Here is a 24,182-nt window from a genome sequence, read left to right as displayed (position 1 = left end):
CGCCGAGCTCGACAAGGAAGCCGTCAACGCACTCCGCGCCGCGGTGATGCGGCTCTCCCGGCGGCTCAAGCACCAGCGCGTGGACGAGTCGCTGAGCCCCACGGAGATGTCCGTGCTCGGCACCCTCGCCCGCTGCGGTTCCGCCACCCCCAGCGAGCTGGCCCGCAAGGAGCACGTGCAGCCGCCGTCGATGACCCGCATCGTCGCGATGCTGGAGGCCAAGGGTCTGGTCCGGCTGGACGCGCACCCCGAGGACCGGCGGCAGAAGGTGGTCACCCAGACCGAGCAGGCCGAATCCATGCTCGCCGCCGCCCGCGCCAAACGGAACGCCTGGCTGACCGAGCTCGTCCAGGAGCTGGACGAGGAGGACCGGGCGACGCTGCGCGCCGCCGCGCCGGTGCTGGAGAAGCTGGCACATCTGTAAGGAGCACGACCAAGAACAGGAGGCGACGCCGCTTTGAGTACGGGCCACGGAGCAGACTCCGCACCCGCACCATCCGCAGCCGACCACACCACCCCGCAGCAGCCCCGCGACGCCCGCGGCCCGGACGCCGCGCCCGCCGCATCCGCGCCCGCCGCCGCGCCCTCGCCCGGCGTTCCGGCCTCCACCGCGGCGCCCGGCGTGCCCGCGCCCGGCGCCCCCGTGAAGCCCTCGATGTTCAGCTCGCTGCGGATCCGCAACTACCGCCTCTTCGCGATGGGCCAGGTCGTCTCCAACACCGGCACCTGGATGCAGCGCATCGCCCAGGACTGGCTGGTGCACAGCCTCACCGGCTCCTCCACCGCCGTCGGCATCACCACGGCCCTGCAGTTCCTGCCCATGCTGCTGTTCGGGCTGTACGGCGGCGTCATCGCCGACCGCTGCTCCAAGCGCCGGCTGCTGTTCGTCACCCAGGCCACGATGGGCGTCATCGGGCTGGTGCTGGCAGCGCTCACCCTCAGCGGAAACGTGCAGGTCATGCACGTCTACGTGCTCGCCTTCGCGCTCGGTCTGGTCACCGTCGTGGACAACCCCACCCGGCAGACCTTCGTCTCGGAGATGGTCGGCCCCACCCAGATACGCAACGCCGTCTCGCTCAACTCCGCCAACTTCCAGAGCGCCCGGCTCGTCGGTCCGGCCGTCGCGGGAGTGCTGATCTCCGCGGTCGGCGGCGGCTGGGCGTTCCTGATCAACGGCCTGTCCTTCGGCGCCCCGCTGCTCGGGCTGCTGCTGATGCGCGGCGCCGAACTCCACACCGGCAAGCGGGTGCAGCGCGGCAAGGGCCAGTTGCGGGAGGGCCTGCGCTACGTGGGCGGACATCCGGAACTGCTGTGGCCGATCGTGCTGGTCGGCTTCATCGGGACCTTCGGATTCAACTTCCCCATCTGGCTCACCGCCTTCACCAGCGATGTGTTCGACGCGGGGGCCGGCACCTACGGCACCCTCAACTTCCTGATGGCGGTCGGCTCGGTGGCCGGAGCCCTGCTGGCCGCCCGGCGCGGGCAGTCGCGGATGCGGCTGATGGCCGGTGCCGCACTGGCCTTCGGCGTACTGGAACTCGCCGCCGCGCTGTCACCCTCGTACTGGCTGTTCGCCGCGCTCATGGCACCGATCGGGCTCGCCGGGCTGACCTTCAACGTCACCGCGAACTCCAGCGTCCAGCTCGCCTCCGACCCGGCGATGCGCGGCCGGGTGATGAGCCTGTTCATGATGGTGTTCGTGGGCGGCACCCCCATCGGCGGCCCGATCATGGGCTGGATCACCGACACCTGGGGCGCCCGCACCGGCTTCCTCGCGGGCGGCCTCATCTCGGCCGCGGCGGCGGTCGCGGTCGCCCTCGTCCTGGGCCGCCTCGCCGGACTGCGCCCGGCGGTCAGCCTCCGAAAGGGCCGCCGCTACGTCCGCTTCGTCCCCCGCGAGAACCCCGCGGCCCGCGAGACCGACGAGACCCGCGACACCCCCGACACCCGCGGGACGCGCGAAGCGGTCACCGAGCCGGCGTGACGGGGGCGCGGCCGTGGCAGGCTGCTCGTCCATGAGACTGTTCGCCGCACTGTGGCCCCCGCCGGCCGCGGTGGAAGAGCTGGACCGGGAGGTGGCCGCCCTCCAGGAACTCCCGGACGCGGCCGCGCTGCGCTGGACGCGGTCCGCGAACCGGCACGTCACGCTGAGCTTCTACGGGGAGGCGGACGACCGGGCGCGAGCCGACCTCGCCGCCCGGCTGGGCCGGGCGGCGCACCGGGCGAGCGGCCCCGTCCCGATGCGGCTGGCCGGCGGCGGCCGCTTCGGCGGCCACACCCTGTGGACCGGGATCCGGCAGGAGGCACCGGAGCGCGACGCGCTCCGGAAGCTGGCCGCGGCCACCACCGCAGCGGGCCGCCGCGCAGGCCTGCTGCCCGCCGACGCGCCGCCCTCCTTCCGCCCGCATCTCACCCTGGCCCGCGCCAGGGGCCGCGGGCCGGGCGTCGACCTGCGCCCCTTCGTGGCCGGGCTGGAGCCGTTCCGCGGCTCCGGCTGGCGGGCCGGGGAGCTGCTGCTGATCCGCAGCGTGCCCCCGACCGGCGGAGTCCCCGGTGAGCAGCCGCACTACGAGCCGCTGGCCCGGTGGCCGCTGGGCGGCGGTCCGGGGCGGTGACGGAGCCGCTTCCCGCTCCGCCGCCGGCCCCGGTTACCGTTGTCGCCGTGAACGCTAAGACCAGAATGCGCATCGTGTCGGGTGTGCTGGTGGTGCTCTTCCTCGTCGTCGTCCTGGCCTCGGCGCTGGGCGGCCGCTGACCGCCGGCCGCGGGCACTACCAGGCGAAGGCCTCCGGGGAGGGGCCCGGCCCGGGGAAGATCCCGTCCAGCGCCCCGAGCAGCTCGTCGCCCAGCCGCAGCTCGACGGCGCGGAGCGCGGAGTCGAGCTGCGCGGCGGTGCGGGGCCCGACGATGGGTCCGGTGACGCCCGGCCGGGACAGCAGCCAGGCGAGCGCGACCTCGCCGGGTTCCAGCCCGTGCTCGGCGACGAGGTTCTCGTACGCCTCCAGCTGCGCGCGGACCGCCGGGTCGGCGAGCGTGGTGGCCGCGCGCCCGGAGCCGGTGCGACCGCTGCCGCCCTCCCGCTCCTTGCGCAGTGCGCCGCCCAGCAGCCCGCCGTGCAGCGGGGACCAGGGGATGACGCCGAGCCCGTAGTCCTGGGCGGCCGGGATGACCTCCATCTCGGCGCGCCGCTCGGCGAGGTTGTAGAGGCACTGCTCGCTGACCAGCCCGAGGAAGCCGCGCCGGGCCGCGGTCTCGTTGGCCTGGGCGAGGTGCCAGCCCGCGTGGTTGCTGGAGCCCACGTAGAGCACCTTGCCCTGCTGCACCAGGACGTCCATGGCCTGCCAGATCTCGTCCCACGGCGTCGCCCGGTCGACGTGGTGGAACTGGTACAGGTCGATGTGGTCGGTGCCCAGGCGGCGCAGGCTGGCCTCCACCGAGCGGCGGATGTTCAGTGCGGAGAGCTTGTCGTGGTTGGGCCAGGGTGCCTCGCCGTCGGGTGCCATGTTGGCGTAGCCCTTGGTGGCCAGCACGGTCTTGTCGCGGCGGCCGCCGCCCTTGGCGAACCAGCTCCCGACGATCTCCTCGGTACGGCCCTTGTTCTCGCCCCAGCCGTAGACGTTCGCGGTGTCGAAGAAGTTGACGCCCGCCGCCAGGGCGGCGTCCATGATCGCGTGGCTGTCGGGCTCGTTCGTCTGCGGCCCGAAGTTCATGGTGCCGAGAACGAGCCTGCCGACCTTCAGTCCGGTGCGTCCGAGCTGCGTGTACTCCATGCCGACACGCTAGACACTTGGAGCGCACTCGAAGCAAGGCGTACACGGCCGACTAGCCGTCTTCGGACTCCGCTTCCGCCCCGTCGCCGGTACGGAAGACACCCTCGACCGCCGCGAGGTAGGCGGTCTCGGCGCTGGTGCGGGCCAGGTTCGCGTCGACGGGGCGGCGGAGCATCAGCAGCCGGTAGTAGAACGGCGCACCGAGCGCGGCGATGACCTCGAAGCCGTCCGTGTCGGACGCGACCTCGCCGCGCTCGGCGGCGCGGTCCACCAGGGAGGCGACGTGCCGGACGCGGCCCCCGAGGACGGTCTGCAGCACCTCGGCGGCGCCGGGGTCGCGGGTCGCGGCCGTCACGATGGCCTCGATCAGCCGCTGGTTGCGCTGCTGGGTGTAGAAGTCGGCGAGGGAGCGTGCCAGGGCGTGCAGGTCCTGGCGCAGGCTGCCGGTGTCGGGCACCGGGATCGTTCCACCGCTCCGGCTCAGCAGGTCGCTGATGACGCCCTCGACGGTCCGCCAGCGGCGCCGGATCGTGGCGGCGTGCACTCCTGAGCGCTGGGCGATCCGCTCGATGGTGAGCGAGGCGAGGTCCTGGGTACCCAGCTCGTCCCAGGCCGCGGCGAGTACGGCTGCCCGGGTGCGCGCTGTGCGTCCGCCGGGGCGGGTGGCGCCGTGCGGCCGCGGCTGCTCCGGCGGCCGGTCGGATTCCTGCGGTTCTGGAGGAGTCATGGCTCCGCGTTGCGTCGAGGCTGGGATTCCGATTACTGTTCCGAACACTTAGTGCGCGCTCGCGTGCATTAGTCGGGGGATGCCGCGAGCACCCCGTGTAATGGCCCAAACCATCGCACTCGGGGTGTTCGCGGCACACAAGGAGCCAGTCTGGCCCAGTGGTCCCCCTGATGGTGCCCTGTGCGTCGACCCGTGGCAGGTTCCGACGTGAAAGATGCGGCTCTTGGCTGGATATTGCCGCACTTGACCGTACTTGACGGATCTTGGCGTATGTGTACGGGTGTCGCCGTACTCTCACGCGCGGTGCGCTCGCACCGCGCGGTTCGCGGTCGTGCGCTCCCTTCGCCCCCCGCCCCCCGGTCGCCCGGCCGCTCCGACTGCTCCGTCCGGCCCGGCCGTGCTTCATGCCGCTCCGGCGCGGTAGCGGCCTCCCACACCCCACGCCTGGTGCAGCGCCTCGGCGAAGGCGGCGGCCATCCGGTGCTCGCCCGCGGCCGAGGGATGGGTGCCGTCGTAGGTGTCCCGCCGCGGGGACCAGTCCTCCGGGGCCGAGGCCAGCAGCAGCGGCGACCGCGGCTCCGACCGCTCCGCCACCACTTTGGCCAGCAGCGTGTTGAAGTGCGCACAGGAGGCGGCGAATCCGGCGTCGGTCACCGCGCGGATGTTGGGCAGGACCGGCAGCAACACCGCGCGCAGCGCGGGGTCGGCGGCCCGCGCCCGGGTCAGGAACAGTTCGACGTTCTCCAGCGTCTGCGCCGGATCCGTGTAGAACCCGAGGTCTATCAGCCCGAGCGAGACCAGCAGCGTGTCCGCGCCGTGGGCCGCGACCACCTCCTCCACGACCGGCGCCATGTGCACCCACCCCGCACCCCAGTCCGCGAGATGGGCCCGCGCGTGCGGCGGGAAGCGCGGATCGGCGTAGCCGTCGCCGCCACCGTGCAGTGCCGTGCGGGGGCCGACGATCGACCAGCCGCCCTTGGGCGCGGTGCGGGTGAGGTGCTGCCACATCCGGTAGCGCCAGGTGTGGGCGCCGGGCGCGCCGATCGTCATGGAGTCGCCGACGAAGAGAACGCGCATCCGCATATCCTCCGGGATGCCGACACGCCCCGCACCGTGATGCTGGACACTGGGTGCCATGTCTGTGCGTATGCGTGGGGTCGGGGTCGGGGCGGCGGTCGCCGTGGTGCTGGGCGCGATGACGGCGTCCCCGGGCGTCGCCGCCGCCGCGGACGGCCCGGAGGGCTTCACCATCCGCGACTCCCGCATCACCGAGTCCAGCGGCCTCGCGGCCAGCCGCGCCCACAAGGGCGTCTACTGGACGCACAACGACTCCGACGACGGCCCGTACGTGTACGCGGTCGACAGCTCCACCGGCAAGACCGTCTGCCGCGTGACGCTCAGCGGTATCGAGCCCCGCGACGTCGAGGCGATCTCCCTCGGCCCGGACGGCGACCTCTACGTCGGCGACATCGGCGACAACCTGGACGGCACCTGGCCCGAGGTGTGGATCTACCGCTTCCCCGAACCGAAGGAACTGCGCGGGGAGGTGACGGTGACCCCCACCCGCTACACCGTCCGCTACGACGGCGGCCCGCGGAACGCGGAGTCGCTGATGGTCCATCCCAAGACGGGGCGCGTCTACATCGCGAGCAAGAGCGCGAAGGGCAAGGGCGGCGTCTACGCCGGACCCGAGAAGCTCGACCCGAACGGCGTGAACACCTTCTCGCGGGTGGCGAAAATCGACTTCGAGGCGACGGACGGCGCCTTCTCCCCGGACGGCACCCGGCTGGTGCTGCGCGGCTACTTCAGCGCCTACGGCTACACCTGGCGGAACGGCAAGCCGGAGAAGATCGGTTCCGTTCCGGTGCCGCTGCAACGCCAGGGCGAGTCGGTGACCTTCGCGAACGACGGACGGACGCTGATGTACGGCTCCGAGGGCACGAACAGCGGTGTCGAGCCCGCACGCCTGGAGGGTGAGGCGGTGCCGCCCGCCGCCCGCGAGGACGGCTCCGCGGACTCCGCGTCGCACGGGAAGGACGGCGGCGAGGGCTCCTCGGCGGACGACGACCGCAACCTGGCGCTGGGCGCCGGGACCTTCGTCGCAGCGCTGATCATCTGGTTCGGGCTGCGCCGCCTCTTCACCCGCCGCCGCGACTGACCGCCTCCGGCGCGGCCCGCCGCCGGGCCGATGCACGGCAGGCGGCCGGCATCCCGGCCCTGTCCGCCCCGGTCCGGGGGCCGGCGGCGCTGACGGCCGTCTTCCTGCCGCTGGCCGTCCGCAGGTTCCAGCACCTCGGCAGGTGAACGGCGGACCCCGCCGGCTGACGGACGGGCCCCGGCGGACAACCTCCGGTAAGGCGGACCCCGACGGACGAACCCCGGCAGGCGAACGGTCCGCCCCGGTGGGGGGCCGACGCCTGGCAGCCGCGCGGCTACTCGCCGACCAGCCGCAGCTCGTAGTGGACCGGCCGGTCGAACATCAGCCGGTAGCCGAGCGGCACCAGGAAACCCTGGGTGAGCGGATGTCTGCGGGCGAGCTGGGCCGCGGCGTGCCGGGCCTCGCTGTCCCGCAGCTCCCGCACCCGGGCCTTCATCGGCGCCCCGGCGGGCGTGCCGGTCAGGGTGGCGGCGGCCAGCTCGACCTCCGGGTAGCGCTCGATGTGCTCCCGCTGCCGGGCCCGGGCGTGCGTGCGCACATACGCGCGGTCCCCCTCGACGGCGATCTGCGCGCCGTGCCCGAAAGGCGTGCCTTCCCTCTCGTAGGTCGTCAGCCGTACCCGCCGTTCCCGGGCGAAGAGCTGAAAACCGGTGCTGGGAGTGCTCATGCGGCATCCCGTACCCGATCGCGGGCGCGGGGATGCGCCGCGGCCGCACGCGAGCGCCGGACGGGCTACCGCGTAGCCCGTCCGGCGCTCCGGTGCTCCGAGGCCGTCAGAGGCGCTCGATCACCCAGTCGACGCATGCGGTCAGCGCCTCCACGTCCGCCGGCTCCACCGCCGGGAACATGGCGACCCGCAGCTGGTTGCGCCCCAGCTTCCGGTAGGGCTCGGTGTCCACGATGCCGTTGGCCCGCAGCACCTTGGCCACCTCGGCGGCGTCCACGCTCTCCGCGAAGTCGATGGTGCCCACGACCTGGGAGCGCTGGTCCGGGTCGGTGACGAAGGGCGTCGCGTAGGACGCCTTCTCCGCCCAGTTGTAGAGCCGCGCCGAGGAGTCGGCGGTGCGGGAGACGGCCCACTCCAGGCCGCCCTGCCCGTTGAGCCAGTCCAGCTGCTCGCCGAGCAGGAAGAGCGTGGCCAGCGCCGGGGTGTTGTACGTCTGGTTCTTGCGCGAGTTGTCGATCGCCGTCTGCAGGTCGAAGAAGGCCGGGATGTGCCGGTCCGAGGCCGCGATCCGCTCCGCGCGCGCGATGGCGGCGGGTGAGAAGACCGCGATCCACAGTCCTCCGTCGGCCGCGAAAGACTTCTGCGGCGCGAAGTAGTAGACGTCCGTCTCGGTGATGTCGACCGGCAGCCCGCCGGCCCCGGAGGTGGCGTCCACCAGCACCAGCGCGCCGTCGTCGGCGCCCGGCGCCCGGCGCAGCGGCATGGCCACGCCCGTGGAGGTCTCGTTGTGGGTCAGCGCGTAGGAGTCCACGCCCTGCTCGCCGCGGGCCTCCGGATGGGTGCCCGGGTCGCTCTGGATGACGCTGGGCTCGCCCAGCCAGGGCGCCTGCTTGGCGGCCTTCGCGAACTTGGAGGAGAACTCGCCGAACGACAGGTGCTGGGACCGGCTCTCGATCAGACCGTGGGTCGCCACGTCCCAGAAGGCGGTGGAGCCGCCGTTGCCGAGTACGACCTCGTACCCGTCCGGCAGCGAGAAGAGGTTCCGTACGCCGTCACGTACCTGTCCGACCAGGTTTTTGACGGGCGCCTGCCGGTGTGAGGTGCCCATGAGCGAGGTACCGGTCGCAGCCAGGGCGCTGAGCGCCTCCGGACGCACCTTGCTGGGGCCCGAGCCGAAACGGCCGTCGGCGGGCTTGAGGTCAGCGGGAATCTGGAGATCAGCCACGAGGGTCAGCCTAGTGCCGCCGTCCAGACCGCATCGGCAGCCGTCCAGCGCCTGAGACAGGCGGCGGATCCGCCGGGGGCCGGTGCGGACCGGGCTCCGGACCATAAGCTGGGCGCATGACAGCAGGTCACAGACCCGGTCCCGACGATGTGCGCCGCCTCGCGCTCGCGCTGCCCGAGAGCAAGGAGGTCGAGGCGTGGTCCATGCCGACCTTCCGGGTGGCGGGGAAGATGTTCCTGACCATGCCCGACGACGAGTCCTCCTTCGCGGCGCGCTGCCCGAAGCTGGAGCGCGGCGAGCTGATCGCGGCCGAGCCGGAGAAGTTCTGGGTGCCGCCGCACGAGGCGGGCTCGAACTGGGTGCGGGCCCGGCTGGCGGCCCTGGAGGACATGGCGGAGCTGCGGGACATCGTCGTCGACTCCTGGAAGCAGGCGGCGCCGCCCCGGCTGCTGGAGACGTTCACCGCACCCGACCCGTACGAGGGATGAGTCCCGACCCGTACGGGGGAGGGCCCACGTCGCGTCGGCCGCCCCTCTCCGGCCGCTCTTCAATGGCCGGGGTGGACAGCTTCGCAGCCGCCTCTCGGCCAGATCGGCGGGCTGACAAAGACCGGTCTTTCCGCAGGTGGGACCCGTTTCGGCGGGGAGGCGGCAGCGTGACGCGGACCACAGACACGAAAGATCCCGCAAGGGCAGCGCGGGGCGGGCTCCAACGTGCACGCTGTGCCCATGGGAGACGCACGTAGGGCAGACGCACAGGAGCTGGAGCGGGCACTGCGCGCCGCGGTGCGCGGCGGTGAGGTGGAGTTCGGCGCCCAGGACAGAGCACTCATGACGATGGACGCCTCCAACTACCGGCGGGTGCCGCTGGGCGTGGTGGCGCCGAAGGACGACGACGACGTGGCGGCCGTGCTGGCCGTCTGCCGAGAGCAGGGCGTGCCCGTGGTGGCGCGCGGCGCGGGCACCTCCATCGCCGGGCAGGCGACCGGACTCGGCGTCGTGCTGGACTTCACCCGGCACCAACGCACCATCGAGCACCTCGATCCGGAGGCCCGTACCGCCGTCGTGCGTCCCGGCGTCATCCTGGACGATCTGCGCGGGGCCGCCGGAGCCCACGGGCTCACCTTCGGGCCCGACCCCTCGACACACGCGCGCTGCACGCTCGGCGGGATGATCGGCAACAACTCGTGCGGCTCCCACTCGGTCGCCTGGGGCACCACCGCCGACAACGTGCACGAGCTGGAGGTCCTCACCTACGGCGGCGAGCGGGCCCGGCTCGCGCGGGGCGGCTCCGGTGTTCCGAAGCGGCTGCGCGCCGGAGCCTCCTCGCTGGTCCAGGGCGAACTGGCCCGGCTGCGCACCGGGTTCCCCGAACTCCCGCGCCGGATCTCCGGCTATGCGCTCGACGAGCTGCTGCCCGAGAAGGGCGAGGACTGGGCGCGCGCCTTCACCGGCAGCGAGGGCACCCTGGGCGTGCTCACCCGGGCCACCGTCAAGCTGGTGCCGACCCCCGGCGCACGGGTGCTGGCGGTGCTCGGCTACGCGGACGAGTCCGCGGCGGCCGAGGCCGCCGCCGGGCTGCTGCCCTACGGTCCGCTGACCGTCGAGGGGATGGCCAACGACCTGGTGGGCGACGCGGCGCGGGCCTCCCTGCCCAGGGGCGGCGCCTGGCTGTTCGTGGAGGTCGGCGGCGACGACGCGGCGCAGGCCAGGGCCAACGCCGAACAGCTGTGCCGTGCGGCGCGCGAGGGCACCACCGACCACACGCTGGTCACCGAACCGGCCGGGCAGCGCGCGCTGTGGCGGGTACGCGAGGACGCCTCGGGCACCGCGACCCGGATGCCGGACGGCGCGGAGGCGTGGCCCGGCTGGGAGGACTGCGCCGTCCCCCCGGCCCGGCTCGGCGCGTATCTGCGGGACTTCCGCAAGCTGCTGGGCGAGTACGGGCTGCGCGGGCTGCCCTACGGGCACTTCGGGGACGGCTGCATCCATGTGCGGATCGACTTCGACCTGCTGGGCGAGGCGGGCATCGCGAAGTTCCGGGACTTCTCCACCGCGCTCGCCGACGTCGTGGTGGCGCACGGCGGCTCGCTCTCCGGCGAGCACGGCGACGGTCTGGCCCGCGCCGAGCTGCTGACCCGGATGTACGGCGAGGAGATGGTCGGGCTCTTCGGCCGGTTCAAGGACCTGTGGGACCCGGCGGCCGGCCTCAACCCGGGTGTGCTCGTCCGGCCGGATCCGCTGGACGCCAACCTGCGGTTCGCGCCGCTGCCGCGCAAGCCCGTCGACGTCGAGTTCGGCTATCCGCACGACGGCGGTGACTTCTCCGCCGCCGTCCGCCGCTGCGTGGGCGTCGCCAAGTGCCGGAACGAGTCGGCCGGGGCGAGCGTGATGTGCCCGTCCTTCCGCGCCACCGGCGAGGAGAAGCACTCCACCCGCGGACGGGCCCGGCTGCTGCACGAGATGCTCGCCGGGGAGGTCGTCACCGACGGCTGGCAGTCCGAGGAGGTGCACGACGCGCTCGACCTGTGCCTGTCGTGCAAGGGCTGCCGCAGCGACTGCCCGGTGGGCGTCGACATGGCCACCTACAAGGCCGAGTTCATGCACCACTACTACGAGGGCGACGCCGCGTCCGGCACTCCGGGCAAGCGCCGGCCGATGGCGCACTACTCGATGGGCTGGCTGCCGCGCTGGCTGCGGCTGGCCGCCGCCACCCGCACCGTGCCGCTGCTGAACGCGGGCGCCAAGGTGCCGCCGCTGGCCGCCCTCGCCAAGCGGCTGGGCGGGCTGGCGCCGGAGCGGGACATCCCGGCGCTGCCCCGCACGCCCTTCACCCACTGGTGGCGCAAGCAGCCCGACCGTGCCGCCGACGGCGGCAAGCCGGTCGTGCTGTGGCCGGACACCTTCACCAACTACCTCTCCCCCGAGGCCGGCTCGGCCGCCGTGCAGGTCTTCCGGGACGCCGGGCTGCGCCCGGTGGTGCCGCCGAAGCAGGTGTGCTGCGGCCTCACCTACGTCTCCACGGGCCAGCTCGACCGGGCCCGCGCGGTGATGCGGCGCACCCTGGACGTCATGGAACCGGCCCTGGACGCGGGCCTGCCGGTGGCCGTCCTGGAGCCGCCGTGCGCGGCGGCACTGCAGACGGACGTCCCCGAGCTGCTGGGCGACGACCCCCGTGCGAAGCGGCTGGCGGAAGCCGTCCGCACGTTCGCGCAGACCCTGGAGGAGCAGGCACCCGACTGGGAACCGCCCCGGATCGACCGGCCGGTCGCCGGGCAGACCCACTGCCACCAGCACGCCGTCATCGGCGACGCCGCCGAGCGGCGGCTGCGGGACCGGGCGGGCCTGGTCGGCGACCTCAGCGGCGGCTGCTGCGGGCTGGCCGGCAACTTCGGCTTCGAGAAGGGCCACTACGAGGTCTCCGCGGCCTGCGCCGAGGACCAGCTCCTCCCGGCCCTGCGCGCCGCCGAGCCGGGCACCGAGATCCTCGCCGACGGCTACTCCTGCCGCACCCAGATGGACCAGCTGGGCGGCTTCCGCAGCCGGCACCTGGCGGAGGTGCTGGCCGAGGGCCTGACCGCGGGCCCGGCTGCCGCCGCGGCGGACGCGTCCTCGGACTCGTCCGCCGATCCGGCCGCCGGCCCCGCCGGGGACCCGGCCGCCGGGGAGTGACCTACCGGCGGGCCCGGGGGTGCCGTCCCCCGGACCCGCCGCTTCAACTGCCGCTCCTCGAAGACGCATCGATCGGTGCTCCCGGCACGGGTGAGCACGACGAGCTCCCGCCGAGCCTTCCACATGCTCTGTGCGCTCAGGAGTTCGGTAAGCACCCGCCTGCCCAGCGAATACGACCTAAGCTCCAGGCATGCCGAGAGTGGTGGAGAGTTCGACGGGGCAGGACGGGGCGCGCCCCGTTCGTTTAGGGCAGTTGCACAGGTGGGAGCGGCCTGCGGCCGGGGTGGCCGGGAGCGTACTTGCAGGGGCTGGGACGGCGGCGGTGTTCCTCTCGGAGAACCAGGCGGGCTGCGCCACCTTGGTTGTGATCGGTGGACTGTTCCTGCTGATGGCTCTGAGCGGCCGGACCCTCGAAAGTGTTCGATTCGGCGACTGGGAGTTCACGATGTCGGAATTGCGCAGACAAGCTGCCGAACAAGCCCGCTCCGGGCTGACCGAGCAGGCTCAAGCGACGTTGAACATCCTCAAGAAACTCAACCCGGTGACCGACCGGGACCCAGAGGTTCATGCCGTGGAGATCTCACTCTTCGAAAACCGGGTCGTCGACGCCGTCGAGGTCGCACGCCGTGAGGGCGAGGAGGTGGAACGCAACCTCGACGCGGGTTTGGGCCGGCCGCTCGCGGTCCTGGTGGCGCAGCCCGATGGCGTGCGGATCGGTGTCTTCGCCGCCTACGCCTTGGACGAGTCGGGTCACGTCGAAGCGGCTTCCTTGGACAGCTTCGTCCGGCGGGCGCGGGAGGTGGACTGCGCTGCGTACCTCTTCGTCAACGGCACGCTCCACCAAGAGGACCTTGCGCGTCTGGTCGACGGAATCCAACGAGACGGCGGTCAGCCTGTGGGCATCGAGACCTGGGCGTCGACCGCGGACTCCACCTCGCTCCGCCCCGCTGTCGATCATCTGCTGGCCCGGGTTCGCGGCCGGCAGGACGGGAGGGCGACGATTCCTCCGCAGTGAACGATGGAGGACGGATCGGGACACGATTGTTGCGAGCGCGCGTGTTGCGAGCGCGCGCAGCGAATGCAGCGCGCAGCGGACGTGCCCGGCGATCCGCGGGGCCGACCGCGCAGGTGTGGCACGTTTCCTCACGACCGGCCCCGCCTCGTGACAGAGCCCGGAAGGGGCCCGGTCCCGGATCCGGCGAATCCGGAGCCGGGCCCCACTGTCGAGTGCTTGCGTTCTTTCGTGCCCGGTTGGACGGTTCCGGTCATGGTCTCCGGCAGTCTTTCCGGTGGCCGTGATCCGGCATGCCACGGTCTCCGTCCGCAGCCTGTGCACGCACTTGTCACCGGGATGAATCGGGGTTCCCCGTGCGGGGGAGGGCCGGTTGCCGCGGTTCAGCCCACTGGGCAGGCCTCTGCGGGGCAGACCCGTGACCAATGGCGGCTCAGGCGTTCACCACGAAGTCGAACGAGCCCGCCAGTCCGCCGCCTTCGGTCCGGACGTCCATCAGCAGCCGGGAATCGAAGATCGCGTCCGTACCGTTGCGCGGCTCACCGGGGAAGTAGAGCTGGGTGGTGAGCACCGGCCGGTAGGGCGCCTGCACCTTGACGTGCAGATGCCGGGTGCGCCCCGGGTACAGGCCGGGCCGCAGGGTGGTCAGCCGGAAGGCGCCCTGCCCATCGGTGTACTGGTGGCCCCGGAACCGGTACCCCCTGTTGTCGTAGGCGCCGTTCGGGTCCGCCTGCCACCAGTCGAGCAGCACGTGCGCCAGCGGGGCGCAGTTCCGTCCGAAGACATAGCCGCTGACCACCAGCGGCGTCCCCGGGGTACCCGGCGGCACGATCGAGTCCCGCTCGGGCGAGTAGGGCTTGAAGTACGGGCCTTCGGTCTGCGGGGGCGTCGGGTCGTCGCCGTCGTCGCAGGAGGGGGTCGGGGCCAGCCGCTCCCCGGATCCGCGCTGGTCGCGGGCGAGCGCCGGGGTGCCGCCTGCGGCGCCGCCCACGAGTACCGCCGCGGGCCCGGCCGCCATCGCGGCCCGCAGCACGCTCTTGCGGCTCACTCCGCGGCGGCGGCCGGGCGCCGGCTGGTCGTCGTCCGTGTGGGACATGGTCGGTTCCTCGCTCTCCTGGATGGGGGGAAGTGCGGGGGACGGACGCGTCCGGCCGGGTTCGGCCGAGTGGAGACGACGCTACGGGCGGCGGGCGCGGGGGTCGATGGACGGAGCTACCGGAGCGTGGTGATTTCGTCGCCGCCGGGCGTCCCGTGGTTCTCGCGCCGGAACTCGCCCGGACTGGCGCCGGTCTCGCGGCGGAAGAAGCGGCAGAAGTAGGCGGGGTCGGCGAAGCCCACCTCGTGCGCCACCTGGCGCACCGTCATGGCCGTCCCGGCCAGCAGCCGCTTGGCCTCCAGTACGTGGGCGTGCCGGATGAGCTCCCCCGGCGTCCGGCCGGTGCCCGCGCGGACGGCGGTGTTCAGATAGCCCACGGAGACGCCCAGTTCCGCGGCGCAGGCTGTGACCGTGCGGGCCGCGGCGGCCTCCGGGCGCTCCAGCAGTCGGACGAACTGCCCGGCAACGGCTGCGGGCCGGGAGCAGGCGGCCTCGCCGTCCGGTGCGCCTCCGGGGTGCTCCTGGGCCGGTAGGCGGTCGGCCTGGACCAGCAGGATGTGCAGGTACGCCTGGAGGACGGTGCGCATGCCGGGCTGCGCCTGGCCGTACTCGGTGCGCATCCCGGCCAGCAGTTCCTCCACGCGGGCCGCCGCCGGCGGGGACAGCGGCAGGGAGGGGTGCGCGCTGAGCCGGCGTAACAGGGTGCGGTCGCCGGGGTGGGCGAGCAGGAACGCCTCGTCGAACAGGACCACGCAGCCCTGCACCTGCTCGTGCTGCTGCCAGTGGTGCGACTGGCCGGGCGTGATGAAGCACAGGTGCGGTGGACGCAGTGTCCACCGCCGCAGGTCGATGACGTGGGTGCCGCTGCCGCCGGTGACGTAGGCGATCTCGTGGAAGGTGTGCCGGTGCGGGTAGGCGGCGCGGGAGAGCGGGCCGATCGAGTCGAAGGTGCCGATGGCGAAGGGGAGTCGGCGCGGCGCGGGGACGTCCAGGCGGTGCAGCGGCATGGTGCGGTGCGCGCGTCGGGAGCTGTCGGTGGCCACCACGGTCCGCCCTCTCTTCCGGCCTGCCGGATGTCTCGGCGCGGCGTCGCGCCGTGCGGTCGTCTGCCGCGGATGTCCGCCCGAGGGCTACCCGAGGGGATCGGCGGGGCACCCGGAAAAAGTCATGCAAGCACGCTTGCTTGTTTTTGCACCGGCTGCCAGTCTCGGTGCCACGGACGGCGATCGGGCGCGTCCGCGGGGCGGTGCCACCCCCGGCGGGCCGCACCGTGGAGGGGAGGGCGGGGCTGTGGCCTCAGCGGCGGACGTGCTCGGCGAAGTACTGGCGGACCTGCGCGCCGAGAGCGCGGAGGCGGACCGGCTGGTCGCGGACCTGCCCCCGGAACGCTGGACGGCGGCGACACCGGCCACCGGCTGGACGGTCGCCCACCAGATCGCCCACCTGGCCTGGACTGACGAGCAGGCGCTGCTCGCCGCCACCGACCCGGCGGCCTTCCGCCGCCGGGTGGAGGAGATGGCGGCCCGCCCCGACGCGGCGGCCACCTTCATCGACGACACCGCGGCCGAGGGCGCCCGGCGGCCGCCCGCCGAGATCCTGGCCCGCTGGCGGACCGGACGCACCGCGCTGGCCGAAGCGCTGGCCGCGGTGCCGACCGCGCAGCCGCCCCGGGAACGGCTGCCCTGGTTCGGGACGTCGATGAGTGCGGCGAGCATGGCGACCGCGCGACTCATGGAGACCTGGGCGCACGGCACCGACGTCGCCGACGCGCTCGGCGCCGCACGTGAGCCGACCGCCCGGCTGCGGCACATCGTCCGTATCGGGGTGCGCGCCCGCGACTTCGGCTACGCCGCGCACGGACTCCGGCCGCCCGCCGAGCCGTTCCGCGTGGAGGTGACCGGACCCGGCGGCCAGGTGTGGGCCCACGGCCCCGAGGACGCGGCGCAGCGGGTGACCGGCAGCGCCCTGGAGTTCTGCCTGCTGGCCACCCAGCGGGTGCACCGCGACGACACCGCTCTGCGGGCCGAGGGCGCCGAGGCGGAACGCTGGCTGGGCATCGCGCAGGCGTTCGCGGGGCCGCCCGGCGCCGGCCGGGCGCCAGGCGGCTTCGCGGTACGGAAGGGACGGGAGGGAGAGGCATGACGGCACCGGAGCCCGCCCCGCGCGAGCCGCTGCGGATCGGGAACGCCTCCGGCTTCTACGGCGACCGCGCCGACGCGCTCACCGAGATGCTGACCGGCGGCCCGCTGGATGTCCTCACCGGCGACTACCTCGCCGAGCTGACCATGCTGATCCTGGGCCGTGACCGGCTCAAGGACCCCGCGCGCGGCTACGCCAGGACGTTCCTGCGGCAGCTGGAGACGGGACTGGGCCTGGCCCGGGACCGCGGCGTCACCCTCGTCACCAACGCGGGCGGCCTCAACCCGGCGGCCCTCGCCGACGCGGTACGGGAGTTGAGCGAACGCGTCGGCGTGCCCGCGCGGGTCGCCCACGTGGAGGGCGATGACCTGCTCGCCGCACGCGACTGGGGCGAGGGCGTGCTGACGGCCAACGCCTACCTGGGCGGCGCCGGGATCAGCGCCTGCCTGCGGGCCGGTGCCGATGTCGTCGTCACCGGACGGGTGGCCGACGCCTCGCTGGTCAGCGGCTGCGCCGCGGCGCACTTCGGCTGGGCCGACGACGACTGGGACCGGCTCGCCGGGGCCGTCGTCGCCGGGCACGTGCTGGAGTGCGGGACGCAGGCGACCGGCGGCAACTACGCCTTCTTCGTACGGGACGGGATCGACGTGCGCCACCCCGGTTTCCCGCTCGCGGAACTCGCGGAGGACGGCTCCGCGGTGCTCACCAAGCACCCCGGGACCGGCGGCGCGGTCACCGTCGGCACCGTCACGGCGCAACTCCTCTACGAGACCGCGGGGCCGCGCTATCCGGGCCCCGACGTGACCGCCCGCCTGGACTCCGTGCGGCTCGTCCAGGCGGGCACCGACCGGGTGCGGATCGAGGGTGTCCGCGGCGAGCCCCGCCCGGAGAGCCTGAAGGTCGGCCTCACCCGGCTGGGCGGCTACCGCAACGAGGTCACCTTCGTACTGACCGGGCTCGACGTGCCCGCCAAGGCGGACCTGGTGCGCGAGCAGATGGAGACCGCCCTCTCCCGCCCCGGGACACGGCGCCCGGCCCAGGTGGACTGGAGCCTCGCCCGCACCGACCGGGCCGACGCCGCGGTCGAGGAGGAGGCCAGCGCACTGCTGCGGCTGGTGGTGCGGGACCCGGAGGAGAGCGCGGTCGGCCGCGCCGTCTCCGGCCCGGCGATCGAGCTGGCGCTCGCGAGCTACCCCGGCTTCCATGTGACGGCCCCGCCCGCGCGCGGGGCGCCGTACGGCGTGTTCGAGGCGGCGTACACGGACGCGGAGTCGGTGCCGCACGTGGCGGTGCTGCCGGACGGCACGCGGCTGGACGTCTCCTTCCCCGCCGCCCCCCGGCGGCAGCCGCCCGCATCGCCGGACGACGGGGGGCAGTCCGGGCCGCCGGACGATGCGTCGCAGCCCGCGCCCGCGCCCGCGCCCGCGCCCGCGCCCTCGCCCTCGCCCTCGACCCAAGAGCCCCCGTCCGAAGCGCCCCCGCCCGGCGCCCCGGCCACCCGCCGGGCCCCGCTGGGCCTGGTCGCCGGGGCCCGCAGCGGCGACAAGGGCGGGAGCGCCAACATCGGCGTGTGGGCGTACGGCGCGGACCCGGACCTCTACGCGTGGCTGCGGGAGACCCTGACCACCGACCGGCTGCGCGTGCTCCTGCCCGAGGTGCGGGAGCTGTCCGTCACCCGGCATGAGTTCCGCAACCTCGCGGCGCTCAACTTCGTGATCGACGGCATCCTCGGCGAGGGCGTGGCCTCCCAGCACCGGTTCGACCCGCAGGCCAAGGCGCTCGGCGAATGGCTGCGCGCCCGCCACCTCGACATACCGGAGGTGTTCCTCCCATGAGCCCAGCGACGAGCCCCGGCCCGGTCGGCACCGCACCCGGCACCGGCACAGGCCCCGCGGGACCGCCCGGCCCGGCCGCCCTCCGCAGCGCCCTGGACACCGCGGCGCCGGAGTACGCCGACAACCGCACCGCGATGCTCGCCAAGCTGGCCGAGCTCGACACCGAGCAGGCCGCGGCGCTCGCCGGCGGCGGCGAGAAGTATCTGACACGGCACCGCGAACGCGGCAAGCTCCCGGCCCGCGAGCGGATCGAACTGCTCCTCGACCCGGACACCCCGTTCCTGGAGCTGTCGCCGCTGGCCGCGTGGGGCAGCGACTACACCACCGGCGCCTCGCTGGTGGCCGGGATCGGCGTCGTCGAGGGCGTCGAGTGCCTGATCACCGCGAACGACCCCACCGTCCGGGGCGGCGCCAGCAACCCGTGGACGATGAAGAAGGCGCTGCGGGCCAACGAGATCGCCTACGCCAACCGGCTGCCCTGCATCAGCCTGGTGGAGAGCGGCGGCGCCGATCTGCCCAGCCAGAAGGAGATCTTCATCCCCGGGGGCGCGCTCTTCCGGGACCTCACCCGGCTCTCGGAGGCGGGCATCCCCACCATCGCCGTGGTGTTCGGCAACTCGACGGCGGGCGGCGCCTACATCCCCGGCATGTCGGACCACGTCATCATGGTCAAGGACCGTGCCAAGGTGTTCCTCGGCGGGCCGCCGCTGGTGAAGATGGCCACCGGCGAGGAGGCCGACGACGAGGAGCTGGGCGGCGCCGACATGCACGCCCGCACCTCCGGGCTGGCCGACCACTACGCGCTCGACGAACCCGACGCGCTGCGTCGCGCCCGGCGGGTCGTCGCCCGGCTCAACTGGCGCAAGGCGCACCCCGATCCGGACCCGGCCACTGTGCGCGAGCCGCTGTACGACCCCGAGGAGCTGCTGGGGGTGGTGCCCGGTGAGCTGAAGGTGCCGTTCGATCCGCGCGAGGTGATCGCCCGGATCGTGGACGGCTCGGAGTTCGACGCGTTCAAACCGCTGTACGGGACGAGCCTGGTGACCGGCTGGGCCCGGCTGCACGGCTACCCGGTCGGCGTCCTCGCCAACGCGCAGGGGGTGCTCTTCAGCGAGGAGTCGCAGAAGGCCACCCAGTTCATCCAGTTGGCCAATCAGCGCGACATCCCGCTGCTGTTCCTGCACAACACCACCGGCTACATGGTCGGCACGGAGTACGAGCAGGGCGGCATCGTCAAACACGGCTCGATGATGATCAACGCCGTCTCCAACTCGAAGGTGCCGCACCTGTCGGTGCTGCTGGGCGCCAGCTACGGCGCCGGCCACTACGGGATGTGCGGCCGCGCCTACGACCCCCGCTTCCTGTTCGCCTGGCCCAGCGCCAAGTCCGCGGTCATGGGCCCGCAGCAGCTCGCGGGCGTGCTCTCGATCGTGATGCGCGAGTCGGCCGCGGCCAAGGGCAAGGAGTTCGACGAGGAGGCGGACGCCGGACTGCGGGCCATGGTCGAGCAGCAGATCGAGAGCGAGTCGCTGCCGATGTTCCTCTCGGGCCGCCTCTACGACGACGGCGTCATCGACCCGCGCGACACCCGCACCGTCCTCGGCGTCTGCCTGTCCGCCATCCACACCGCGCCGGTGGCCGGGGCCCGCGGCGGCTTCGGCATCTTCCGGATGTGAGCCGCGCACCGTCGCAGAGGGAGCAGCGAATGATCCAGTCCGTCCTCGTCGCCAACCGCGGCGAGATCGCCCGGCGCCTCTTCCGCACCTGCCGCGAACTGGGCATCGCCACCGTCGCCGTGCACTCCGACGCGGACGCCGAGGCCCCGCACGTCCGCGAGGCCGACGCCGCCGTGCCGCTGCCCGGCAGCGCCCCCGGCGACACCTACCTGCGCGGCGACCTCGTGGTGCGGGCCGCCCTCGCCGCGGGCGCCGACGCCGTCCACCCCGGCTACGGCTTCCTCTCCGAGAACGCCGGCTTCGCCCGCGCCGTCCAGGCCGCCGGACTGGTGTGGATCGGGCCGCCGCCCGCCGCGATCGAGGCCATGGCCTCCAAGACCGCCGCCAAGAAACTGCTGGCCGGCACCGGGGTGCCGCTGCCGCCCTCGCTGGAGCCGGACCGGGTGCGGGAGGCCGACCTGCCGGTGCTCGTCAAGGCCGCGGCGGGCGGCGGCGGCCGCGGCATGCGCGTGGTGCGCGACCGTGCCGCACTGGACGGCGAACTCGCCGCCGCCCGCGCCGAGGCGGCCGCCGCCTTCGGGGACGGCGACGTCTTCGTCGAGCCCTATCTGGAGCGTGGCCGGCACGTCGAGGTGCAGGTGCTCGCCGACGGCCACGGCACCGTCTGGGCGCTGGGCACCCGCGACTGCTCGCTCCAGCGGCGCCACCAGAAGGTCGTCGAGGAGGCGCCCGCACCCGGACTGGACGACGCGCTGCGCACCACCCTGGAGGAGGCGGCCGTCGCCGTCGCCCGCACCGTCGACTACACGGGCGCGGGCACCGTCGAGTTCCTCGTCTCCGACCGGGGCGAGCCCTCCTTCCTGGAGATGAACACCCGCCTCCAGGTCGAGCACCCGGTCACCGAGGCCGTCTTCGGCCTCGACCTGGTCGCCCAGCAGATCCGGATCGCCGAGGGCGCGGCCCTCCCCGCCGAGGGTCCGCCCACCGCGCACGGCCACGCGGTCGAGGCCCGGCTGTACGCGGAGGACCCGGCCCGCGACTGGGCACCGCAGACCGGACGGCTGTGGCGGCTGGCGATCCCGGGCAGCGCGGCCGGACACGTGCGTGTCGACTCCGGCGTCGAGGACGGCAGCCTGATCGGCATCCACTACGACCCGATGCTCGCCAAGGTCGTCGCCTGGGCGCCGACCCGCGAGGCCGCCGTACGGAAACTCGCCCGCGCCCTGGAGCAGGCGGCCGTGCACGGACCGGTCACCAACCGGGATCTGCTGGTGCGGTCGCTGCGCCACCCCGACTTCGCCGACGTCGCCGCGGGCCGCCTCGACACCGGCTTCTACGACCGCCACCTCGCCGGACTCACCGCCCCCGAACCCGCGGACACGCCGGGCGGCGCCGGGCACGCGGTGCTGGCCGCCGCGCTGGCCGAGGCCGTACGGGACGCGCCCGGCAGGCCGCGGCTCGCCGCCCGGGTCGGCGGCTGGCGCAACCTGCCCTCCGCCCCGGCGAGCCGCCGCTACCTCGACGGCGACGGCACCGAGCACGAGGTGCGGTACGTGTGGGGCCGCGGCGGCGTCGCACCGGAGCCCGCCGCGCACCCCGGGGTGCGGGCCGTCGCCGTCCGCGCTGACCATGTCGTCCTGGAGGCGGACGGGGTGCGGCGCGGATTCGACGTCGCGGTGCACGGCGACCGCGTCTTCGCCGGACGCCACGCCTTCACCGCCCTGCCGCGGCTCGCCGAGCCCGCCGCCGACACCGCGCCCGGCTCGCTGCTCGCCCAACTGCCCGGCACCGTCGTCCGGGTGGCCGAGGGGATCGCCGAGGGCGCCGAGGTCGCCGCCGGCCAGCCGCTGCTGTGGCTGGAGGCGATGAAGATGGAGCACCGCGTGGTGGCCCCCGCCGACGGGACGGTCACCGAACTGCGGGTCGCGGTCGGCCGGCAGGTCGAGGTGGGTGCCGTGCTCGCCGTCGTCACCCCACCAGCCGCGGCCACGCCATGAGCCGCCGCCATCCCGACGAGCCGTCACCATCCCGACGAGCCGATCTCACTCCATGACAGGGCTCCGGCCCGCGGCCCGCGCGGCCGGGGCGGAACCGCAACCGCGCCAGCAACCCTCAGGGAGTCGCACATGACCGGCCTGACCGAAACCGAGGAGCACACCGCACTGCGCGCATCGGTCGCCGCGCTCGGCAAGCGCTACGGCCGCGACTACTTCGCGCAGGTCGTCGCGGACGGCAAGCACACCGACGAGCTGTGGGCGGAAGCCGCGAAGCTCGGCTATCTGGGAGTCAACCTGCCCGAGGAGTACGGAGGCGGCGGCAGCGGCATCCAGGAGCTGTCCATCGTGCTGGAGGAACTCGGCGCCGCGGGCTGCCCGCTGCTGATGCTGGTCGTCTCCCCGGCGATCTGCGGCACGGTGATAGCCCGCTTCGGCACCCCGGAGCAGCAGCGCACCTGGCTGTCCGGTTTGGCCGACGGCACCCGGAAGATGGCCTTCGGCATCACCGAGCCGGACGCCGGCTCCAACTCGCACCGCATCACGACCACGGCCCGCCGCGACCCGGCCACCGGCGGCTGGCTGCTGACCGGCCGGAAGGTCTTCATCTCCGGCGTCGACATCGCCGACGCCACTCTGATCGTCGGCCGCACCGAGGACGCCAGGACGGGGAAGCTCAAACCCTGCCTGTTCGTCGTCCCCCGCGACACCCCCGGCTTCACCTACAACATGATCGACATGGCGGTCGACGCGCCGGAGAAGCAGTTCGAGCTGGTGCTGGACGACGTGCGCCTCCCGGCCGACGCGCTGGTCGGCGACGAGGACGCCGGGCTGCTCCAGCTCTTCGCCGGACTCAACCCCGAACGCATCATGACGGCCGCCTTCGCGCTGGGCATGGCCCGCTGGTCGATCGAGCGGGCACTGGAGTACGCCCGCACCCGCCAGGTGTGGAAGGAGCCGATCGGCGCCCACCAGGCCATCGCCCACCCGCTGGCCCAGGCGCACATCGAAGTGGAGTGCGCACGGCTGATGATGCAGAAGGCCGCCCGGCTCTACGACGCGGGCGACGACACCGGCGCCGGCGAAGCCGCGAACATGGCCAAATACGCCGCCGGAGAAGCGTGTGTGCGGGCCGTGGACCAGGCGGTGCACACCCTCGGCGGCAACGGGCTCACCCGCGAGTACGGGCTCGCCGCGATGATCGCCGCGTCCCGGGTGGCGCGGATCGCCCCGGTCAGCAGGGAGATGATCCTCAACTACGTCTCCCACCAGACCCTCGGCCTGCCGAAGTCCTACTGATGGCCGCGCCCGAGAGAACGCTGGGGACCGGCACCGCCGACGGCGTCCGCACCCTCACCCTCGACTCCCCGCACAACCGCAACGCGCTCTCCACCCGCCTGGTGGCCCAGCTGTACGCGGAACTGGAGCGCGCCGAGGCCGACCCCGGCGTCCGCGCCGTGCTGCTCACCCACACCGGCAACACCTTCTGCGCCGGTGCCGACCTGAGTGAGGCCACCGCACACGACGGCCCGACGGACGCGCCGCTGGAGCTGGCCCGCCTGCTGCGCACCGTGGTGGCCTTCCCCAAGCCCGTCGTCGCCCGGGTCAGCGGCCACGTCCGCGCGGGCGGCACCGGGCTGCTGGCGGCCTGCGACATCTCCGTCGCCGGTCCGGGGGCGACGTTCGCCTTCACGGAGGCCCGGATCGGGGTGGCCCCCGCGGTGATCTCCATGCCGGTGCTGCCGCGCACCGACCCCCGCGCGATGTCCCGTTACTACCTCACCGGCGAACGGTTCGGCCCCGCCGAGGCCGCCCGGATCGGCCTGATCACGCTGGCCGCCGACGACCCGGACGAGGCGCTGGCACCCGTCCTGGACGGGCTGCGGCAGGGCTCCCCGCAGGGCCTCGCGGAGTCGAAGCGGCTGGTCACCCGGGAGGTGCTGGACGCCTTCGACCGGGACACCGGTACGCTCGCTGAACTGTCGGCGCGGCTGTTCGCGTCGGACGAGGCCCGCGAGGGCATGACGGCCTTTCTCGAACGACGGGAGCCCGGATGGGCAGTGCGGCAGGCGCCCGTGCGGTGAACACGCGGGCCGGGCGCGAACGGACGACGACCGGCGGCGCGGGCGGTGCGCGCGGCGCCGCGGGGAGCGCGGGCGCCGACGGGAGCGCGGCGCCGGCTGAGCAGGGCCGGGCCGGAGCTGAGCAGGGC

General features: G+C 73.8%; 20 protein-coding genes. 13 read left to right on the top strand and 7 right to left on the bottom strand.

All coding sequences use genetic code 11. The features are described 5' to 3' along the window. Positions 1-46: 46 nt before the first annotated feature. From ACFYMO_RS29980 to thpR, 3 genes are read left to right on the top strand one after another with little or no spacing between them, the layout of a single operon-like run. Complete coding sequence (locus ACFYMO_RS29980) at positions 47-424, top strand: MarR family winged helix-turn-helix transcriptional regulator (protein ID WP_051019546.1); 378 nt, start codon at positions 47-49, stop codon at positions 422-424. A 33-nt stretch (positions 425-457) separates the two neighbouring features. After that, the gene (locus ACFYMO_RS29975) at positions 458-1,984 is read left to right on the top strand and encodes an MFS transporter (RefSeq protein ID WP_366771164.1); all 1,527 of its coding nucleotides are present in this window, start codon (positions 458-460) and stop codon (positions 1,982-1,984) included. Positions 1,985-2,015: 31 nt separating this feature from the next. Then, on the top strand, positions 2,016-2,615 hold the full coding sequence (thpR, locus tag ACFYMO_RS29970) for an RNA 2',3'-cyclic phosphodiesterase (protein WP_366771163.1): 600 nt from the start codon (positions 2,016-2,018) through the stop codon (positions 2,613-2,615). A gap of 156 nt (positions 2,616-2,771) precedes the next feature. Here the strand turns inward: thpR and ACFYMO_RS29965 are convergent, their stop codons facing one another. From ACFYMO_RS29965 to ACFYMO_RS29955, 3 genes are all read right to left on the bottom strand, one after another. Beyond that, on the bottom strand, positions 2,772-3,770 hold the full coding sequence (locus tag ACFYMO_RS29965; protein WP_388550326.1) for an aldo/keto reductase: 999 nt from the start codon (positions 3,768-3,770) through the stop codon (positions 2,772-2,774). A 52-nt stretch (positions 3,771-3,822) separates the two neighbouring features. Continuing rightward, entirely contained in the window at positions 3,823-4,497 is a 675-nt protein-coding gene (locus ACFYMO_RS29960) for a TetR-like C-terminal domain-containing protein (protein WP_366771161.1), read from the bottom strand. 402 nt (positions 4,498-4,899) lie between these two features. Beyond that, positions 4,900-5,574 (bottom strand): GDSL-type esterase/lipase family protein, encoded by a 675-nt coding sequence (locus ACFYMO_RS29955; RefSeq protein WP_366771160.1) that lies wholly within the window; start codon positions 5,572-5,574, stop codon positions 4,900-4,902. A 118-nt stretch (positions 5,575-5,692) separates the two neighbouring features. Here ACFYMO_RS29955 and ACFYMO_RS29950 point away from each other — a divergent pair, with 118 nt between their 5' ends. Continuing rightward, the gene (locus ACFYMO_RS29950) at positions 5,693-6,655 is read left to right on the top strand and encodes a hypothetical protein (protein ID WP_388550383.1); all 963 of its coding nucleotides are present in this window, start codon (positions 5,693-5,695) and stop codon (positions 6,653-6,655) included. 274 nt (positions 6,656-6,929) lie between these two features. Here ACFYMO_RS29950 and ACFYMO_RS29945 read toward each other — a convergent pair whose 3' ends face one another. Together ACFYMO_RS29945 and serC are read right to left on the bottom strand one after the other, a co-directional pair. Further along, on the bottom strand, positions 6,930-7,322 hold the full coding sequence (locus ACFYMO_RS29945) for a hypothetical protein (protein WP_019357453.1): 393 nt from the start codon (positions 7,320-7,322) through the stop codon (positions 6,930-6,932). Positions 7,323-7,428: 106 nt separating this feature from the next. Continuing rightward, entirely contained in the window at positions 7,429-8,547 is a 1,119-nt protein-coding gene (gene serC, locus ACFYMO_RS29940) for a phosphoserine transaminase (protein ID WP_366771159.1), read from the bottom strand. A 116-nt stretch (positions 8,548-8,663) separates the two neighbouring features. Between serC and ACFYMO_RS29935 the strand changes: the two genes are divergently transcribed. From ACFYMO_RS29935 to ACFYMO_RS29925, 3 genes are all read left to right on the top strand, one after another. Next, a complete protein-coding gene (locus ACFYMO_RS29935) occupies positions 8,664-9,035 on the top strand; it encodes an MmcQ/YjbR family DNA-binding protein (protein ID WP_366771158.1) in 372 nt (123 codons plus the stop codon). Positions 9,036-9,275: 240 nt separating this feature from the next. Beyond that, positions 9,276-12,218, top strand: coding sequence for an FAD-binding and (Fe-S)-binding domain-containing protein (locus tag ACFYMO_RS29930; RefSeq protein WP_366771157.1), 2,943 nt, complete (start codon positions 9,276-9,278; stop codon positions 12,216-12,218). A 322-nt stretch (positions 12,219-12,540) separates the two neighbouring features. Then, on the top strand, positions 12,541-13,233 hold the full coding sequence (locus ACFYMO_RS29925; protein WP_388550320.1) for a hypothetical protein: 693 nt from the start codon (positions 12,541-12,543) through the stop codon (positions 13,231-13,233). 430 nt (positions 13,234-13,663) lie between these two features. Here ACFYMO_RS29925 and ACFYMO_RS29920 read toward each other — a convergent pair whose 3' ends face one another. Beyond that, complete coding sequence (locus tag ACFYMO_RS29920) at positions 13,664-14,326, bottom strand: dioxygenase (RefSeq protein ID WP_388550317.1); 663 nt, start codon at positions 14,324-14,326, stop codon at positions 13,664-13,666. A 116-nt stretch (positions 14,327-14,442) separates the two neighbouring features. Continuing rightward, positions 14,443-15,369 (bottom strand): helix-turn-helix domain-containing protein, encoded by a 927-nt coding sequence (locus tag ACFYMO_RS29915; protein ID WP_388550314.1) that lies wholly within the window; start codon positions 15,367-15,369, stop codon positions 14,443-14,445. Between the two features lie 247 nt (positions 15,370-15,616). Between ACFYMO_RS29915 and ACFYMO_RS29910 the strand changes: the two genes are divergently transcribed. From ACFYMO_RS29910 to ACFYMO_RS29885, 6 genes are all read left to right on the top strand, one after another. Further along, the gene (locus ACFYMO_RS29910) at positions 15,617-16,468 is read left to right on the top strand and encodes a TIGR03084 family metal-binding protein (protein WP_366771154.1); all 852 of its coding nucleotides are present in this window, start codon (positions 15,617-15,619) and stop codon (positions 16,466-16,468) included. After that, positions 16,465-18,300 (top strand): acyclic terpene utilization AtuA family protein, encoded by a 1,836-nt coding sequence (locus tag ACFYMO_RS29905; protein WP_388550311.1) that lies wholly within the window; start codon positions 16,465-16,467, stop codon positions 18,298-18,300. Before ACFYMO_RS29910 ends, ACFYMO_RS29905 begins: the two co-directional genes overlap by 4 nt. Further along, positions 18,297-19,976 (top strand): carboxyl transferase domain-containing protein, encoded by a 1,680-nt coding sequence (locus ACFYMO_RS29900; RefSeq protein WP_366771152.1) that lies wholly within the window; start codon positions 18,297-18,299, stop codon positions 19,974-19,976. The genes ACFYMO_RS29905 and ACFYMO_RS29900 overlap by 4 nt, the downstream gene beginning before the upstream one ends. 29 nt (positions 19,977-20,005) lie before the next feature. Continuing rightward, positions 20,006-21,973 carry an acetyl/propionyl/methylcrotonyl-CoA carboxylase subunit alpha gene (locus ACFYMO_RS29895; RefSeq protein ID WP_388550308.1) on the top strand — a complete coding sequence of 656 codons (1,968 nt, stop codon included), beginning with the start codon at positions 20,006-20,008 and terminating at the stop codon, positions 21,971-21,973. A 129-nt stretch (positions 21,974-22,102) separates the two neighbouring features. After that, a complete protein-coding gene (locus tag ACFYMO_RS29890) occupies positions 22,103-23,269 on the top strand; it encodes an acyl-CoA dehydrogenase family protein (RefSeq protein WP_366771150.1) in 1,167 nt (388 codons plus the stop codon). Beyond that, the gene (locus tag ACFYMO_RS29885; protein ID WP_388550305.1) at positions 23,269-24,054 is read left to right on the top strand and encodes an enoyl-CoA hydratase family protein; all 786 of its coding nucleotides are present in this window, start codon (positions 23,269-23,271) and stop codon (positions 24,052-24,054) included. The genes ACFYMO_RS29890 and ACFYMO_RS29885 overlap by 1 nt, the downstream gene beginning before the upstream one ends. The last annotated feature ends 128 nt before the right edge of the window (positions 24,055-24,182 follow it).

It is taken from the genome of Streptomyces sp. NPDC007025, assembly GCF_042869455.1.
In the GTDB taxonomy this organism is placed as follows: Bacteria; Actinomycetota; Actinomycetes; order Streptomycetales; family Streptomycetaceae; genus Streptomyces.
Note: the sequence above shows the minus strand (reverse complement) of the source record. Positions and strands in the feature narration are given on the sequence as shown.